This window comes from Alphaproteobacteria bacterium, assembly GCA_041396705.1.
Taxonomy (GTDB): Bacteria; Pseudomonadota; Alphaproteobacteria; order CALKHQ01; family CALKHQ01; genus CALKHQ01.
In genome coordinates, this window is record JAWKYB010000012.1 from 111435 (window position 1) to 126094 (window position 14660).

A 14660-nucleotide genomic window follows, 5' to 3' on the forward strand; every position below is an offset into this window, starting at 1 on the left:
ATCGCCCGGCCCGCCGTCGGCCCAAGTCAGCGCACAGCAACCGAGGGAGAATGCCCGATGGCCGTGGCCGAGACCGCAACCGAGCGCCCCGCCGTGCAGGCCGACAGGTTCCGCCTGCTGCACACCATGATCCGGGTCCGCGACCTGGACAAGTCGCTGGACTTCTACACCCGCCTGCTGGGCATGAAGCTGCTGCGCAAGAAGGATTTTCCGACCGGGAAGTTCACGCTGGCCTTCGTCGGCTATGGCGACGAGGAGAGCAGCGCCGTGGTCGAGCTGACCCACAACTGGGACCAGGAGACGCCGTACGAGCTCGGCTCCGGCTTCGGCCATCTCGCCATCGGCGTGCCGGACATCTACGGAGTCTGCAAGCAGCTGGAGGCGGAGCACGTCAGCATTCCGCGCCCGCCGGGCCCGATGAAGCACGGCGGCAGCGTCATCGCCTTCATCGAGGATCCGGACGGCTACAAGATCGAACTGATCGAACGCGCCTGACCGGCGCCGGCCGGGGGCTCAGTCCCCGGCCAGCCACACCAGCGCCGCGCTGGCGACCACCAGCCCGGCCGCGGTGACCCATTGGGTGAGCCGCCAGCGCATCGACGGCGCGTTGTCGTTGGCGGCCGCGGGAATGGCCTGTCGCGCCCCGGGCCCGGCGAGCGGCCGCAGGCCGGCCCTGTGCAACGCCTCGTGCGGCGGCTGGAAGCGGCCGGCGAGGCCGCTTCGCGCGAATGCAGGCGCCCGGCGGCCGCGGCCGGAGGCCGGTGGCCCGGGATCGTTCGGTTGCTTCGGCAGGGCCATGTCTGCAAGCCCTCGTGGCTCTTACCGGCGCGCGTCTGTCCGGTTCGATGCCCGGTTCAGCCGCGCGCGTCCAACGGCACGTAGTCGCGCTTGGCATAGCCGGAGTAGAGCTGCCGCGGACGGCCGATGCGCTGCTCCGGGTCCTCGATCATTTCCTTCCACTGCGCGATCCACCCGACGGTACGCGCCAGCGCGAACAGGACGGTGAACAGCGGCGTCGGAAAGCCGATCGCGTTCAAGAGACGACCGGAGTAGAAGTCGACGTTCGGATAGAGCCGGCGTTCGACGAAATATTCGTCCTCGAGCGCGATTTTCTCCAGGGCCATGGCCAGGTCGAGCAGCGGCTCGTCACGGATGCCGAGCGCGTCGAGCACCTCGTAGCAGCTCTGCTGCATCACTTTGGCGCGGGGGTCGAAGTTGCGATAGACGCGATGGCCGAAGCCCATCAGCCGGAACGGGTCGTCCTTGTCCTTCGCCTTCTTGATGTATTCACCGATCCGCGACTTGTCGCCGATCTCGCGCAGCATGTTCAGCACCGCCTCGTTGGCGCCGCCGTGGGCCGGGCCCCACAGCGAGGCGATGCCGGCGGCGATGCAGGCGAACGGGTTGGCGCCGGACGAACCGGCCAGCCGCACGGTGGAGGTCGAGGCGTTCTGCTCGTGGTCGGCGTGCAGGATGAAGATGCGGTCCATCGCCCGCGCGATCGCCGGGTTGATCTTGTAGTCCTCGCACGGCACCGCGAAGGTCATGTGCAGGAAATTCTCGGCATAGGACAGGGCATTCTGGGGATACATGAACGGCTGGCCGGCCGAATATTTGTAGGCCATCGCCGCGATGGTCGGCATCTTTGCGATCAGCCGGTGCGAGGCGATCATCCGCTGGTGCGGATCGTTGATGTCGAGCGAGTCGTGGTAGAAGGCCGACAGCGCGCCGACCACGCCGCACATCACCGCCATCGGATGCGCATCGCGCCGGAAGCCCCGGAAGAAATTCAGGATCTGCTCGTGCAGCATCGAATGGTAGGTGATCGACTTCTGGAACTTGTCCTTCTCTGCCGGGGCCGGCAGCTCGCCGTACAGCAGCAGATAGCAGACCTCCATGAAGTCCGACTTGTCGGCGAGCTGCTCGATCGGATAGCCGCGGTAGAGCAGCTCGCCCTTGTCGCCGTCGATGAAAGTGATCTTCGAGCGGCAGCTGGCGGTCGAGGTGAAGCCCGGATCGAAGGTGAACATCCCGGTCTCGGCATAGAGCTTGCGCACGTCGATCACGTCCGGCCCGGTGGTGCCCGGGATGACGGCGCACGCGAACTCCTTGCCGCTGGTCTTGTCGACCAGTGTGACCGTGCGTCCCTTGTTGTCGGCCTCGCCCATCACTTCTGCTCCTGTCGGCTCACCTGCACGCGAATGGCGCACATCTCATACATCTCAACTGGTTACCGCTTCGTGCGAGTCCAGTCCGGCCATCCGGCCGGCAACCGCATCGTCGATCCGTCCCAGGCTCTCGTCGCGGCCCAGCGCCGCCAGCACGCCGAAGATTCCGGGCGAGACCAGGCTGCCGGTCAGGGCGGCACGCAAGGGCTGGGCCACGTCCTTGAGCTTGAGCCCGGCCGCCTCGGCATGCGCCTTGGTCGCATCCTCCAGCGCCGCCGGTGTCCAGCCGGCGGCGGGCAGGGCGCGCAGCGCAGCGGCCAGCGCCGCCAGCCGGGCGAGGGCGGCTTCGTCCAGCGCCCGCGCCGCCTTGGCGTCGGCGGCCAGCGGACGGGCGGCATAGAGGAACGCCGCCTGCTCGGCCATCTCGACCAGCGTGTTGGCGCGCGGCTTCAGCTCGTCGACCAGGCGAACCAGCCGGCCGGGGTTCAGCGCGGCCGTGTCGGCGCCGGTGCGCGCCGCGACCAGCGGCAGCACCAGCCCGGCAAGCCGCTCCGGCTCGGCCTGGCGGATGTAGTGGTTGTTCAGGCTGTTCAGCTTGTCGAAGTCGAAGCGCGACGGCGAGCGGCCGACCGCTTCGAGCCCGAACCAGGCCACCGCCCGGTCGGTGTCGATCACCTCGTCGTCGCCGTGGCTCCAGCCCAGCCGCAGCAGATAGTTGCGCAGCGCCTCCGGCAGGTAGCCCATCTCGCGATAGGCCTCGACGCCAAGCGCCCCGTGTCGCTTCGACAGCTTGGCGCCGTCCGGCCCGTGGATCATCGGGATGTGGGCGAAGGCCGGCACGTCCCACCCGCAGGCCTCGTACAGCACGCGCTGGCGGAAGGCATTGGTCAGGTGGTCGTCGCCGCGGATCACGTGGGTGATGCCCATGTCGTGGTCGTCGACCACCACCGACAGCATGTAGGTCGGCGTGCCGTCGGCGCGCAGCAGCACGAAATCGTCGAGCTGGTCGTGGCCGACGGTGACCTCGCCCTGGACCGCATCGTCGATGGTGGTGCTGCCCGCCAGCGGCGCCTTCACCCGGATCACCGGCGGCACGCCGGCCGGCGCCTTGGCCGGGTCGCGGTCGCGCCAGCGCCCGTCGTAGCGCAGCGAGCGGCCGGCCGCCTTGGCCTCCGCCCGCATCTGTTCAAGCTCCTCCGGCGTGCAATAGCAGCGATAGGCCCGGCCGGCGGCGACGAGCTCGTGCGCGACCGCGGCGTGGCGGTCCTGGCGGGCCGACTGGTAGATCACGTCGCCGTCCCATGCCAGGCCCAGCCAGGCGAGCCCGTCGACGATCGCCTGCATCGCCGCCTCGGTGGAGCGCGCCTTGTCGGTGTCCTCGATGCGCAACAGGAAACGGCCGCCGTGATGGCGGGCGAACAGCCAGTTGAAATAGGCGGTGCGCGCACCGCCGATGTGGAGGAATCCGGTCGGCGACGGCGCGAAACGCGTGGTGACGGTCATCGGGCTCGGCAAGGATGCGTGGGGCTGGGCTGATGTAGCACGACGCTTCCCGTCGCGCCAAACCCGTTGTCGGCCCGGGCGCCCTTCGCCGCGCCGCTGCCGCGCCGCTGCGGCGCACAGACGGCAGCGCGCGGCCGGCGAGTGTGCCACACTCGCGCCATGCAACCCTCGCTTGCCATGCGCGCCGGGACGGCGCTGGGCGCCTGCCTCGGCCGGGAGCAGGAACGGCTGGTGCTGTGGCTGCCAGTCGCGTTCGGCGCCGGCGTCCTGGCCTATTTCGACCGGCCGGTCGAGCCGCCCTGGGTCTGGCCCGCCGCCGCCTTCGCCGTCCTGGTCGCGCTGGCCTGGACGACGCGCCGCCGTGCGACGCTGCCGCTGGTCGCGCTGGTGCTGGCGCTGGCGGCAGCCGGCTGGGGCTGGGCGCAGCTCGCCACCTGGTCGGTCGCGCCGCGGATGCTGGACCGGGATGTCGGCGCGGTGAACGTCAGCGGGCGGATCGTCGACATCGAGCCGCGGGACGGCGGCCGGGTCCGGGTCGTGGTCGAGCGGCCGGCGCTCTCGACGCCGGAAACGGACCCGTTGCCGCCGCGCGTGCGCATCAGCTTGCGGTCGCCGGAGGCGATGCCGTCGCCCGGCGCCACGCTTTCGGCCAGCGCGGTGCTGCAGCCGCCGCCGCCGCCGCTTGCGCCCGGTGCCTATGATTTTCAGCGCCAGTCCTATTTCGACGGCATCGGCGCGGTCGGATTCGTGCTGGGCCGCGCGGCGATCGACGATGCCGGCGCCGGCAGCCCGGACACGCTGGTGGAGCGCGCCCGCCGCGCCATTTCCGCTTCGATCGGCGGCGCGCTCGACGGGCCCGAGGCCGGGCTGGCCAAGGCGCTGGTGGTCGGCGAGCGCGGCGAGATCGCGGACGACGACCGCGCCGCGCTGCGCGACGCCGGGCTGGCGCACCTGCTGGCGATCTCCGGCCTGCACATCGGCATCGTCGCCGGCTTCGTGTTCTGGGGCGTGCGGGCGCTGCTGGCGCTGGTGCCGGCGCTGGCGCTGCACCATCCGGTCAAGAAGTGGGCCGCCATCGCCGGCATCGCCGCCGCCTTCGTCTACATGCTGATCGCGGGCACCACGCCGCCGACCGCGCGGGCCTTCCTGATGGTGGCGCTGGCACTGGGCGCGGTGCTGCTCGACCGCAACCCGATCTCCATGCGCCTGGTCGCCACGGCCGCGCTCGGCGTGATGCTGCTGGCGCCGGCGGCCGTGCTCGGGCCCAGCTTCCAGCTGTCCTTCGCCGCGGTCGTCGCGCTGATCGCCGGCTTCGAATGGGTGGAGGCGCGCCGCGCGCTGATCGCCGGCCTCGGCCGGCCGCGCGGCGGCGGGCCGCGGGCGCGGCCGCTGGTCTACCTGGCGGCGACGCTGTACAGCACCCTGGTCGCCACGCTGGCCACCGCGCCATTCGCGCTGTTCCACTTCCAGCAGGTGGCGCTGTACGGCATCGTCGCCAATCTGGTCGCGATCCCGCTGATGGCGTTCTGGATCATGCCTTTTCTGGCGCTCGGCTGTCTCGCCGCCGCGGTCGGCCTCGGCGAGCTGGGCTTCGTGCCGGCGGGGTGGGGCATCGCGCTGTTGCGCACGGTCAGCACGGCGATCGCCGACGCGCCCGGCGCGGTGCTGCGCGCACCCGCGGCCGAGGCCTGGACGCTGGCGCTGTTCGCCGGGGGCGGGCTGTGGCTCTGCCTGTGGCGCAGCCGGCTGCGCTGGCTCGGTGCGGTTCCGGCGGTGGCGGGGCTCGTCGCGCTGCTCGCCGCGGCGCCGCCGGCGGTGTTCGTCGCCGGATCGGGCCGTGCCTACGGCCTCGTCGCCGGCTCGGCGCTGTATGTGCCGTCGCTGCGCCGCGACCGCTTCGACACCGAGGGCTGGGCCCGGCTGGCCGGGCTGGACCCGGCGGTTTCGCTGCGCCGGCTGGACGCGGCCGCGGACGACGGCGTGCCGGCGTCTTGCGACGCCTTCGGCTGCGTGTTCGCGGTTGCCGGCCGGTCCGTCGCGCTGGCGGCCACGCGGGACGCGCTCGACGACGACTGCCGCCTGGCCGATCTCGTCGTCCAGCTCTTTCCGGGCGGCCGCGCCTGCGCCACCGGCACGCCGACCATCCGTTACGTCGACCTGGCGGTGGATGGGGCCCACAGCATCGCGCTCGACGGCGACGGCGGCTTGGCGGTCGACAGCGTCGGCGCCCGGCGCGGCCATCGGCCGTGGGTGGCAACCAACCGCTGAGAGCGCGGTCAGTAGCGGCGGATCAGCGCGATCAGGCGGCCCTGCACCTTGACCCGGTCCGGGCCGAAAATGCGGGTCTCGTACGACTTGTTCGCCGGTTCCAGTGCGATCGAGTCCTTGCGCCGGCGGATCCGCTTCAGCGTCACCTCCTGGTCGTCGACCAGCGCGACGACGATGTCGCCGTTCTCCGCCGCGTCGCGCCGCTCGATCACCACGACGTCGCCGTCGAAGATGCCGGCCTCGATCATCGAATCGCCGGCGACCTCCAGCGCGTAGTATTCGCCGCGGCCGAGCAGGGCGGTGGGGATGTCGATGGTGACGCTATGGTCGCGCAGCGCCTCGATCGGCATGCCGGCCGCGATCCGGCCGTAGAGCGGGATCGGCTGGGCGCCGTTGCCGCCCTCGACCGCGCGGGCGCCGCGGGCCCGGATCACCGTGCTGAACCGTCCCTCGATCACGTTCGGGGCGAAGGAGCGTGTGCGCCGGCGGCCGCGCCGGTCGGCGGCATCGACCGCGGCGTCGTCGGGCAGGCGGATCACCTCCAGCGCGCGGGCGCGATGCGGCAGGCGCTTGAGGAAGCCGCGCTCCTCCAGGCCGGTGATCAGGCGGTGGATGCCGGATTTCGACTTCAGGTCGAGGGCGTCCTTCATCTCGTCGAACGACGGCGAGATGCCCTCGGCCTTGATGCGTTCGTTGATGAACAGCAGCAACTCGTGCTGCTTGCGGGTCAACATGACGGCGGTTCCCGTGTCTGTCGCCCGGCGCGCAGCCTGTGCGGTGCGTGCCCGGCGTGGTTTTGTGCGTCGCCGAATCGGAACAAACGCATAACACCGAATGTTCTATTTAGGTTCCCTAGTGCCGTCAAGCCAGGCGGAACTAAAGCGGCAACACCTCGACGGGCGCGCCGGCGGGCAAGGCGGGCGCATGGGGCGCGCGGATCACCAGGCCGTCGGAATGGGCCAGGATCGCAAGCATCGAGCTGTCCTGCACCGGGAAGGGCGTGGCGACCAGCCGGCCGGCGGAATCGCGGGCCAGCGCGGCGCGCAGATAGTCCTCGCGGTTGTCGTTCGCGCCGAGCGCCGTGCCGAGGATGGCGGGCAGCGTTGCGGCGCGGCCGGTGGCGCTGCCGTGCATGGCGGCCAGCAGCGGTCGCAGGAACAACAGCGCACAAACCAGGGACGAGACGGGATTGCCCGGCAGCCCGAGCATGGGGATGCCGCCGATGCGGCCGTGGATCAGCGGCTTGCCGGGACGGACCGCGATCTTCCAGAAATCGACCGCGAGCCCGACCGCGCCCAGCGCGCTCTGGACCAGGTCGTGTCGGCCGACCGAGGCGCCGCCGGTGGTGACCAGCAGGTCGCAGCCGCGGGCCTGGGCGGCACGCTCGTGCAGCGCCTCCGGCCGGTCTGCGGCGATGCCGAGGTCGACCGGCTCGCCGCCCTCGGCGCGGATGAAGGCCGCCAGCGCCAGTGCGTTGGCGCTGACCACCTGGTTCGGCCCGATCGGATCGCCCGGCCCGACGATCTCGTCGCCGGTGGACAGCACCGCCACCCGCGGCCGGCGATAGACCCTGAGCCACGGGCGGTTCATCGCCGCGGCCAGCGCGATGTGGCGCGGCGCCAGCCGCAGGCCGGCGCGCAGGCCGACCGCACCGGCTGCGAAGTCGAGCCCGGCCTTGCGGACGTAGCGGCCGAGCGCGGCGGTCTCGTGCACCGTCACCTGGCCGTCCGCCGCGGTCGTGTTTTCCTGGATGACGATGGTGTCGGCACCGGCGGGCAGGGGGGCCCCGGTGAAGATCCGCGCCGCCTCGCCCGGGCCGATCCGGCCGGCATCGTGCACGCCGGCCGGCAGTTCCGCCACCACGCGCAGCGTCGCCGGCACGGCGGCGACGTCGGCGGCCCGCGCCGCATAGCCGTCCATGGCGGAGACGTCGGTCGGCGGCTTGGTCAGACGGGCCGCCAGGTCCTCGGCCAGCACGCGGCCGACCGCCTCGGCGATGCCGACCTGCTCGACCGCCAGCCGCGGCACATCCGCGGTCAGTCGCGCCAGCGCCTCGTCGACCGACAGCATGCCCGCGTCCTCAGGCCGCGTCGTAGGTGCCGGACTTGCCGCCGGACTTGTGCAGCAGCCGCACGCCCTCGATCCGCATGGCGCGATCGACGGCCTTGCACATGTCGTAGACCGTCAGCGCCGCGATGCCGGCGGCGGTCAGTGCCTCCATCTCCACCCCGGTCCGCCCGGTGGTCTTCGCCGTCGCCCTGATGTGGACGGCCGGCACCGGCGCATCGGCGGTCTCGAACGCGATCTCGACCGCCGCCAGGGGCAGGGGATGGCACAGCGGGATCAGCTCGTGGGTGCGCTTCGCCGCCATGATGCCGGCGATGCGGGCCACGCCGAGCACGTCGCCCTTCGCCGCGGTGCCGCCGCGGATCGCCGCCAGGGTGGCGGGCGCCATCTCGACGCGCGCGGCGGCAACGGCGACGCGCGCGGTCTCGGCCTTGGTGGAGACGTCGACCATGCGCGCCGCGCCGTCGGCGTCGAAATGGGTCAGGCCGCCGCTCATCGCCTTCACTCCGCCGCCGCGCCGGCCGGCGCCGGCAGCAGCATGGCGCGCACCGCCGCCGTCACGTCGGGCTGGCGCATGAAGGATTCGCCGATCAGGAAGCAGCGGGCGCCGACCCGCGCCATGCGGTCGAGGTCGGCGCGACTGCCCAGCCCGCTCTCGCAGACCAGCAGAGCGCCCGACGGCGCCAGCGCAGCCAGCGCCTCCGTCGTTGCAAGATCGACGGACAACATCTTGAGATTGCGATTGTTTATGCCGACCATGCTGGGTTGCAGCCGTGCGGCGCGCGCCATCTCATCCGCGTCGTGGACCTCGACCAGCACGTCCATGCCCCACGCTGCCGCGGCCGCCATCAGCTCGCCGGCGAGGCCGTCGTCGACCGCGGCCATGATGACGAGGATGCAGTCGGCACCGAGCGCCCGCGCCTCAGCAACCTGGTAGGTGTCGACCATGAAGTCCTTGCGCAGCACCGGCAGGTCGACCGCGGCACGGGCGGCGACCAGATAGGAATCGTCACCCTGGAAATAGGGCACGTCGGTCAGCACGGACAGGCAGGCGGCACCGCCGGCGGCATAGGCACGGGCCAGGTCCTCCGGATCGAAATCCTCTCGAATCAATCCCTTGGAGGGCGATGCTTTCTTGATTTCGCAGATCAGACCGTAGCCGCTCGCAGCCTTCTCGGCCAGCCTCGCGCGGAAGCCGCGGACCGGCGCCGCGTGCCGTGCCGCCGCCTCGACCGCGGCCAGCGGCCGCCGGGCCTTGCTGGCTGCCACATGCACGCGCTTGTCGGCGCAAATCTTGTCGAGAACGCTGGCCATGGCCGTCTCAGCCGCCGCGCGAGATGCGCGCCATCTTGTCCAGCGCGGCCGCGGCGGCGCCGGATTCGATCGCGGCGGCGCCCTGGGCCAGGCCATCGGTCAGGTCGACCGCGGCATCGGCGACCACCAGCCCGGCGGCGGCGTTGAGCAGCACGATGTCGCGCAGCGGCCCGGTCTGGCCGGCGAGCAGGGCGCGGATCGCCGCCGCGTTGGTGGCGGCGTCGTCGCCGGCCAGGTCGCTCGGCTGCGCCAGAGGCAGCCCCAGGCTGGTCGGGTCGATCTCGAACTCGGCGATGGTGCCGTCGCGGACTTCGGCGACGCGGCTGGTGCCGCAGGTGGTCAACTCGTCCATGCCGTCGCTGCCGTGCACCACCCAGGCCCGCTCGCAACCCAGGCGGTTCAGCACCTCGGCCATCGGCCGGATCCAGTGGTCGGCATAAACCCCAATCAGCTGCCGGCGCGTGCCCGCCGGGTTGGCCAACGGCCCCAGGATGTTGAAAATAGTTGCCGTACCTAATTCGACCCGGGTCGGGCCGACGTTGCGCATGGCACCGTGATGGCGTTGGGCCAGCATGAACCCGATCCGCGCCTGCTCCAGGCTGCGCGAGAACGCAGCCAGGTCGGCCTCGAGATTGACGCCCAGAGCGGCCAGCACATCGGCAGAGCCCGACTTCGACGACCGCGCCACGTTGCCGTGCTTGGCAACGGTCACCCCGCAACCGGCCAGCACGATGGCCGCTGCGGTGGAGATGTTGTGGGTGCCCTTGACGTCGCCGCCGGTGCCGCAGGTGTCGATCGCGCCGGCCGGTGCCTCGACGGCCAGCGCCTTGGCGCGCATGGCGCGCGCAGCGCCGGTGATCTCGTCGATGGTCTCGCCGCGCACGCGCATGCCCATCAGCAGCGCGCCCATTTGCGATGGCGTGACGTCGCCCGACATCAGCAGGTCGAATGTGTGTTCGGCGTCGCCCTCGCTGAGCGTGCCGCCGGCGGCGATGGTCGCAAGCACGGCCTTGATCGACGGAAGGGTGGGCGTCATCGTCTCGGTCCCCGGTTGTCCTATTGGCGCGCCGCGGCGGCGACGACGGCGAGGTAGTTGCGCAGCAGGTCGTGCCCATGCGCGGTAGCGATGCTTTCCGGGTGGAACTGCAGGCCGTGGATCGGCAGCGTACGGTGCCGGAAGCCCATGATCACCCCATCGTCGGACCAGGCGTTGACCTCCAGGCACGCCGGCAGATCCTCGCGCGCGACCATCAGGGAATGATAGCGGGTGGCGGTGAAGCCGTCCGGGAGCCCGGCGAACAGTCCGGTGCCCTGGTGGCGGATCGCGCTGGTCTTGCCGTGCAGGGGCGCCGGCGCCCGCACCACGCGCCCGCCGAAGCTCTGGCCGATGGCCTGGTGGCCAAGGCAGACGCCGAGCACCGGCGTGGCGCGTTCGGCCGCCGCAGCGATCACGGCCAGGCAGATGCCGGCCTTGTCGGGGTCGCAGGGGCCGGGCGACAGGATGATGCCCTCGCGGCCGCGCCCGATCGCCTCGTCGACGGGCACGGCGTCGTTGCGGACCACATCGCATTCCGCCCCCAACTCGCCGAGGAAGTGGACGAGGTTGTAGGTGAAACTGTCGTAATTGTCGATCAGCAGCAACATGGCGCCGTGCCGTTCTGGTATGCTGAGTCGCAGCGAGTCGGCGTGTGACACGTGTCACACGTTGCAGCCGTGCCACCAGTGCCGTTAGGCTCATTGCCTAGCGGCTTTGGCTGCTTCGTTGTTCCCCGAGTAAGCATCATGCCTAGAATCCGTCGGCCGCGAAGCTGAGCGCGTCCTCGGCGGCGCGCATCAGCGCGCGTGCCTTGTTGCAGCTTTCCTCATACTCGGCCTGCGGGTCGCTGTCGGCGACCACGCCGCCGCCGGCCTGGACATAGCAGGTGCCGTCCTTCAGCACCGCGGTGCGAAGGGCGATGCAGGTGTCCATCGCCCCGTCGGCGCCGAAATAGCCGACCGCGCCGGCGTAGACGCCGCGGCGCTCCGACTCCAGCTCGTCGATGATCTCCATCGCCCGCACCTTCGGCGCCCCGGTGACGGTGCCGACCGGAAAGCCGGCGATCAGCGCGTCCAGGGCGGTCTTGTCGGCGCGCAGCCGGCCCTCGACGTTGGAGACGATGTGCATCACGTGCGAATAATACTCGATCACCTCGCGCTCGGTGACCTCGACCGAGCCGATCTCCGCCACCCGGCCGACGTCGTTGCGCGACAGGTCGAGCAGCATGAGGTGCTCGGCCAGTTCCTTCGGGTCGGCGAGCAGGTCGGCCGACAGCGCGCGGTCCTCGGCCGGGGTCGCGCCGCGGCGGCGCGTGCCGGCCAGCGGCCGGATGGTGACCACGCCGTCGCGGTGCCGCACCATGATCTCCGGGCTGGAGCCGACCAGCGACAGGTCGTCGAAGTCGAAGAAGAACAGGAATGGCGACGGGTTGAGCCGGCGCAGCGAGCGATAGAGGCTGAGCGCCGGCAGTTTGAACGGGAAGCGGAAGCGCTGCGACGGCACCACCTGGAAGATGTCGCCGGCCCGGATGTATTCCTTCGCCTTCTCCACCATGGCGCGGTAGCCGGCCGGGTCCAGGTTCGACACCGGCTCGATCTTGCCGTCCAGTGCGGCGCGCGGCTCGCGCCGGTTGGGCAGCGAGCGGCGCAGGTCGGTCATCACGTCGGCCAGCCGCTCGCGGGCCAGGGTGTAGGCCCGTTCCGCCGACAGCCCGTCGGCCGGCCACACCGGCGTGACGATGGTGACCAGGTCCTCGACGCTGTCGAACACCGCGACGATCGACGGCCGCAGCAGGATCGCGTCGGCCACGTCGAGCGGATCCGGATTGGAATCCGGCAGCCGCTCCATCTGGCGGACCATGTCGTAGCCGAGATAGCCGAACAGCCCGCAGGCCATCGGCGGCAGCGCCTTCGGGATCGCGACCTCGCACTCGGCCAGCAGCGCGCGCAGCGAGGCGAGCGCACCGTTCGCCTCGCCGACCGGGCAGGGCTCGAAGGCGGCCGGATCGCCGGGCGTGGCGCGCGCGCGCCGGTTGATCACGGCGCGGTCGTTCTTGCAGCGCCAGATCAGGTCCGGCTTCAGGCCGATGATCGAGTAGCGGCCGCGCAGCTTGCCGCCTTCGACCGATTCGAGCAGGAAACTGTTGGGCAGCCCGTCGGCTAGCTTCATGAACGCCGAAACCGGCGTCTCCAGGTCGGCGATCAGGCGCGTCCAGACAAGCTGCGGCCTGCCAGCGTCATACTCGGCGACGAACTGGTCGAAATCCGGTGCGATCGCCATGGGCCGTCAGCCTTGTCATCCATCGTCGTTGTCCGTTCGGGTGCGCATGTATGGGCTGCGGTAGGACATAGCCTACTGGCTGTAGCTTTGCGAGAAGCTTTGCTGGATGAAATCGCTCTGGATCGCGGTCTCGTACCGGCCCTGCAATTCGGTGCCGAGCGCGGTGTAGAGATCGGACGTCGCCTGGGCGCTGACCTGCATGCGCACGGTGTTCAGCGCCTCCGCATCCTCCGGCGCCGGCACGATCTCCTTCAGCTGCGCGACATAGACCGCCCGCTCGGCCGGCGCTTCCTCGGAATCGGCGGCGCCGACCGCGGCCTCGAACAGCGTGGCGGCAAGGCCGGAGGGCAGGCCCGCATTCTCGCTGCCGTCGCGGCGGATGCCGGTGGCGACCAGCGGCAGCAGGCTGTGCGCGTCCGCGACGGCGCCGAAGCCGGTGCCGGCGGCCAGCGCGTCCTTTGCGGTCTGGGCCAGCGCGCGGGCCGCCTCCATCTGCTGGTCGGCGGTCCAGTCGGCCAGCACGGTGTCGCGCACCTCCGCCAGCGGGCGCACCGCCGGCTCCGTCACCACGGTCACGGCGACGAAGAACACCCCGCCGCCCGGCAGGTCGCGCTGGTCCGGGTCGGCGTCCGGCGCCTGCTCGAACAGCGCGGCGACGACCGGATCGCCGCCGGGGATGACCGTGTCGAGCCCCTCGGGATCCTGGCCGTCCGCGGAAATCGGGCCGACCGGCTGCACGGCGATCTCCAGCGTCCGCGCCGCCTCGGCCAGGCTGGCGCCGCCGGCCATCTCGTCCTGCACCCGCCCGGCCAGGTCGAAGATCTCGTCCCGGGCGATGCGCGTCCTGATCTCGTCGATCAGGGTGTCGCGCACGTCGTCCAGCTCGGCCTCGCGGCCCGGCTCGATCGCGGTGACGCGATAGATGCGCCAGCCGAGCGGGGTCTCGACCGGCGCGCTGACCGCGCCGACGTCGCCGTCGAACAGCGCGTCCTTCGCCTCCGCCACGAACCATTCGTCGCTGCTGAACGCGCCCATCGCCAGCGCCGCCGCGTCCTGGCCGGCGACCTCGCTCGCCACCGACGCGAAGTCGCGGCCCTCGCCCAGCGCTGCCGCCGCGGCCTCGGCCTGCGCCGCATCGGCGAGGATCATCTGCTCGACCGTCCGGCGCTCCGGCACATAGAGCGAATCGCGCTGGTAGAGGAACTCCTCGTTCAGCTGTTCGTCGTCGACGGCGATGCCGGCGGCGATCTCCGCCGGATCGAGCACCACGACGTCGCCGCTGCGGAACTCCGGCGCCATGTAGAGCTCGCCGTTGGCCTCGTAATAGGCGGTCAGCACGTCCTCGGCCGGCGCCGCGGGGGCCGGCATGTCCTCGGCCGCGATCTTGAAATAGTCGGCGACGCGCGTTTCCTCGCGATAGGCATGCAGCGCCGCGGCCAGCGCGTTGGGCAGGCGGATGCCGGCGCCGACCGTGCGAACCAGGTCGTCGCGGGCGATGTCGGCACGCAGCTCCTCGACGAAGGCGTCCTCGGTGACCTGCCGGTTGCGCAGCTCCTGCTCGAACGCGGCGCGGTCGAAACGGCCGTCGTCGGTCCTGAAGCCCAGCCGGTCGCGGATGAAGTCGCGCACCGATTCGTCGTCGATGCGGATGCCCAGGTCGGTGGCCAGATTGTCGTACAGTGCCCGGGTGACCACGTTGCTGATCGCCCGGTCCAGCATGCCGAACTGCAGGCCCATCGCCGGGGTGAAGCGGAAGCCGACGGCCCGCGACTGCTGGTCGAGGATGCCGCGGAACTCGCGGTCGATGGTGGCCAGGCCGATCTGCTTGTCGCCGACCTCGATCGGGCCGCCGCCGGCCGACGGCCGCAGCACGTCGCCGATGCCCCAGATCGCAAAGCTGGCGATAAGCAGCACGAACAGCAGCTTCACGAACAGGGAAGACGACGTCTTGCGCATCGAGGTCAGCATCGAGGCTTCCAGTCTCCGCCTTGGCGGCCGCGGCCGCACTTGCCAAGCACCGCGGC

Annotated in this window: 13 protein-coding genes; 2 read left to right on the forward strand and 11 right to left on the reverse strand. The window is 71.3% G+C overall.

Annotated elements, in window-relative coordinates; all coding sequences use genetic code 11:
* Positions 1-57 precede the first annotated feature (57 nt).
* On the forward strand, positions 58-495 hold the full coding sequence (gloA, locus tag R3F55_17560; protein ID MEZ5669207.1) for a lactoylglutathione lyase: 438 nt from the start codon (positions 58-60) through the stop codon (positions 493-495).
* A gap of 18 nt (positions 496-513) precedes the next feature.
* Here gloA and R3F55_17565 read toward each other — a convergent pair whose 3' ends face one another.
* From R3F55_17565 to gltX, 3 genes are read right to left on the reverse strand one after another with little or no spacing between them, the layout of a single operon-like run.
* Positions 514-798 (reverse strand): hypothetical protein, encoded by a 285-nt coding sequence (locus tag R3F55_17565; GenBank protein ID MEZ5669208.1) that lies wholly within the window; start codon positions 796-798, stop codon positions 514-516.
* 56 nt (positions 799-854) lie between these two features.
* On the reverse strand, positions 855-2168 hold the full coding sequence (gene gltA, locus R3F55_17570; GenBank protein ID MEZ5669209.1) for a citrate synthase: 1314 nt from the start codon (positions 2166-2168) through the stop codon (positions 855-857).
* Between the two features lie 54 nt (positions 2169-2222).
* Entirely contained in the window at positions 2223-3671 is a 1449-nt protein-coding gene (gene gltX / locus R3F55_17575) for a glutamate--tRNA ligase (GenBank protein MEZ5669210.1), read from the reverse strand.
* A 177-nt stretch (positions 3672-3848) separates the two neighbouring features.
* On the opposite strand from gltX, the gene R3F55_17580 reads away from it, so the two are divergent.
* Complete coding sequence (locus R3F55_17580; GenBank protein ID MEZ5669211.1) at positions 3849-5939, forward strand: ComEC/Rec2 family competence protein; 2091 nt, start codon at positions 3849-3851, stop codon at positions 5937-5939.
* A gap of 8 nt (positions 5940-5947) precedes the next feature.
* Here R3F55_17580 and lexA read toward each other — a convergent pair whose 3' ends face one another.
* The 8 genes from lexA to R3F55_17620 all read right to left on the reverse strand — a co-directional run bounded on the left by lexA (position 5948) and on the right by R3F55_17620 (position 14604).
* The gene (gene lexA, locus R3F55_17585) at positions 5948-6673 is read right to left on the reverse strand and encodes a transcriptional repressor LexA (GenBank protein MEZ5669212.1); all 726 of its coding nucleotides are present in this window, start codon (positions 6671-6673) and stop codon (positions 5948-5950) included.
* A 142-nt stretch (positions 6674-6815) separates the two neighbouring features.
* Entirely contained in the window at positions 6816-8009 is a 1194-nt protein-coding gene (locus R3F55_17590) for a molybdopterin molybdotransferase MoeA (protein MEZ5669213.1), read from the reverse strand.
* A gap of 10 nt (positions 8010-8019) precedes the next feature.
* Positions 8020-8502, reverse strand: coding sequence for a cyclic pyranopterin monophosphate synthase MoaC (moaC, locus tag R3F55_17595; protein ID MEZ5669214.1), 483 nt, complete (start codon positions 8500-8502; stop codon positions 8020-8022).
* 5 nt (positions 8503-8507) lie between these two features.
* Entirely contained in the window at positions 8508-9320 is an 813-nt protein-coding gene (trpC, locus tag R3F55_17600) for an indole-3-glycerol phosphate synthase TrpC (protein MEZ5669215.1), read from the reverse strand.
* A gap of 7 nt (positions 9321-9327) precedes the next feature.
* On the reverse strand, positions 9328-10356 hold the full coding sequence (gene trpD, locus R3F55_17605; GenBank protein MEZ5669216.1) for an anthranilate phosphoribosyltransferase: 1029 nt from the start codon (positions 10354-10356) through the stop codon (positions 9328-9330).
* A gap of 20 nt (positions 10357-10376) precedes the next feature.
* Positions 10377-10964: an aminodeoxychorismate/anthranilate synthase component II gene (locus R3F55_17610; GenBank protein ID MEZ5669217.1), complete on the reverse strand. Its 588-nt coding sequence runs from the start codon at positions 10962-10964 to the stop codon at positions 10377-10379.
* A gap of 142 nt (positions 10965-11106) precedes the next feature.
* Entirely contained in the window at positions 11107-12636 is a 1530-nt protein-coding gene (trpE, locus tag R3F55_17615) for an anthranilate synthase component I (protein ID MEZ5669218.1), read from the reverse strand.
* Positions 12637-12708: 72 nt separating this feature from the next.
* Entirely contained in the window at positions 12709-14604 is a 1896-nt protein-coding gene (locus R3F55_17620) for a SurA N-terminal domain-containing protein (protein ID MEZ5669219.1), read from the reverse strand.
* Between the last annotated feature and the right edge of the window lie 56 nt (positions 14605-14660).

Coding starts and splice junctions, on each gene's coding strand:
- R3F55_17610 (MEZ5669217.1), bottom strand. CDS start 10,964: ATGTTGCTGCTGATCGACAATTACGACAGTTTCACCTACAACCTCGTC.
- R3F55_17590 (MEZ5669213.1), bottom strand. CDS start 8,009: ATGCTGTCGGTCGACGAGGCGCTGGCGCGACTGACCGCGGATGTGCCG.
- gloA (MEZ5669207.1), top strand. CDS start 58: ATGGCCGTGGCCGAGACCGCAACCGAGCGCCCCGCCGTGCAGGCCGAC.
- R3F55_17620 (MEZ5669219.1), bottom strand. CDS start 14,604: ATGCTGACCTCGATGCGCAAGACGTCGTCTTCCCTGTTCGTGAAGCTG.
- lexA (MEZ5669212.1), bottom strand. CDS start 6,673: ATGTTGACCCGCAAGCAGCACGAGTTGCTGCTGTTCATCAACGAACGC.
- gltX (MEZ5669210.1), bottom strand. CDS start 3,671: ATGACCGTCACCACGCGTTTCGCGCCGTCGCCGACCGGATTCCTCCAC.
- moaC (MEZ5669214.1), bottom strand. CDS start 8,502: ATGAGCGGCGGCCTGACCCATTTCGACGCCGACGGCGCGGCGCGCATG.
- trpC (MEZ5669215.1), bottom strand. CDS start 9,320: ATGGCCAGCGTTCTCGACAAGATTTGCGCCGACAAGCGCGTGCATGTG.
- R3F55_17580 (MEZ5669211.1), top strand. CDS start 3,849: ATGCGCGCCGGGACGGCGCTGGGCGCCTGCCTCGGCCGGGAGCAGGAA.
- gltA (MEZ5669209.1), bottom strand. CDS start 2,168: ATGGGCGAGGCCGACAACAAGGGACGCACGGTCACACTGGTCGACAAG.
- trpD (MEZ5669216.1), bottom strand. CDS start 10,356: ATGACGCCCACCCTTCCGTCGATCAAGGCCGTGCTTGCGACCATCGCC.
- trpE (MEZ5669218.1), bottom strand. CDS start 12,636: ATGGCGATCGCACCGGATTTCGACCAGTTCGTCGCCGAGTATGACGCT.
- R3F55_17565 (MEZ5669208.1), bottom strand. CDS start 798: ATGGCCCTGCCGAAGCAACCGAACGATCCCGGGCCACCGGCCTCCGGC.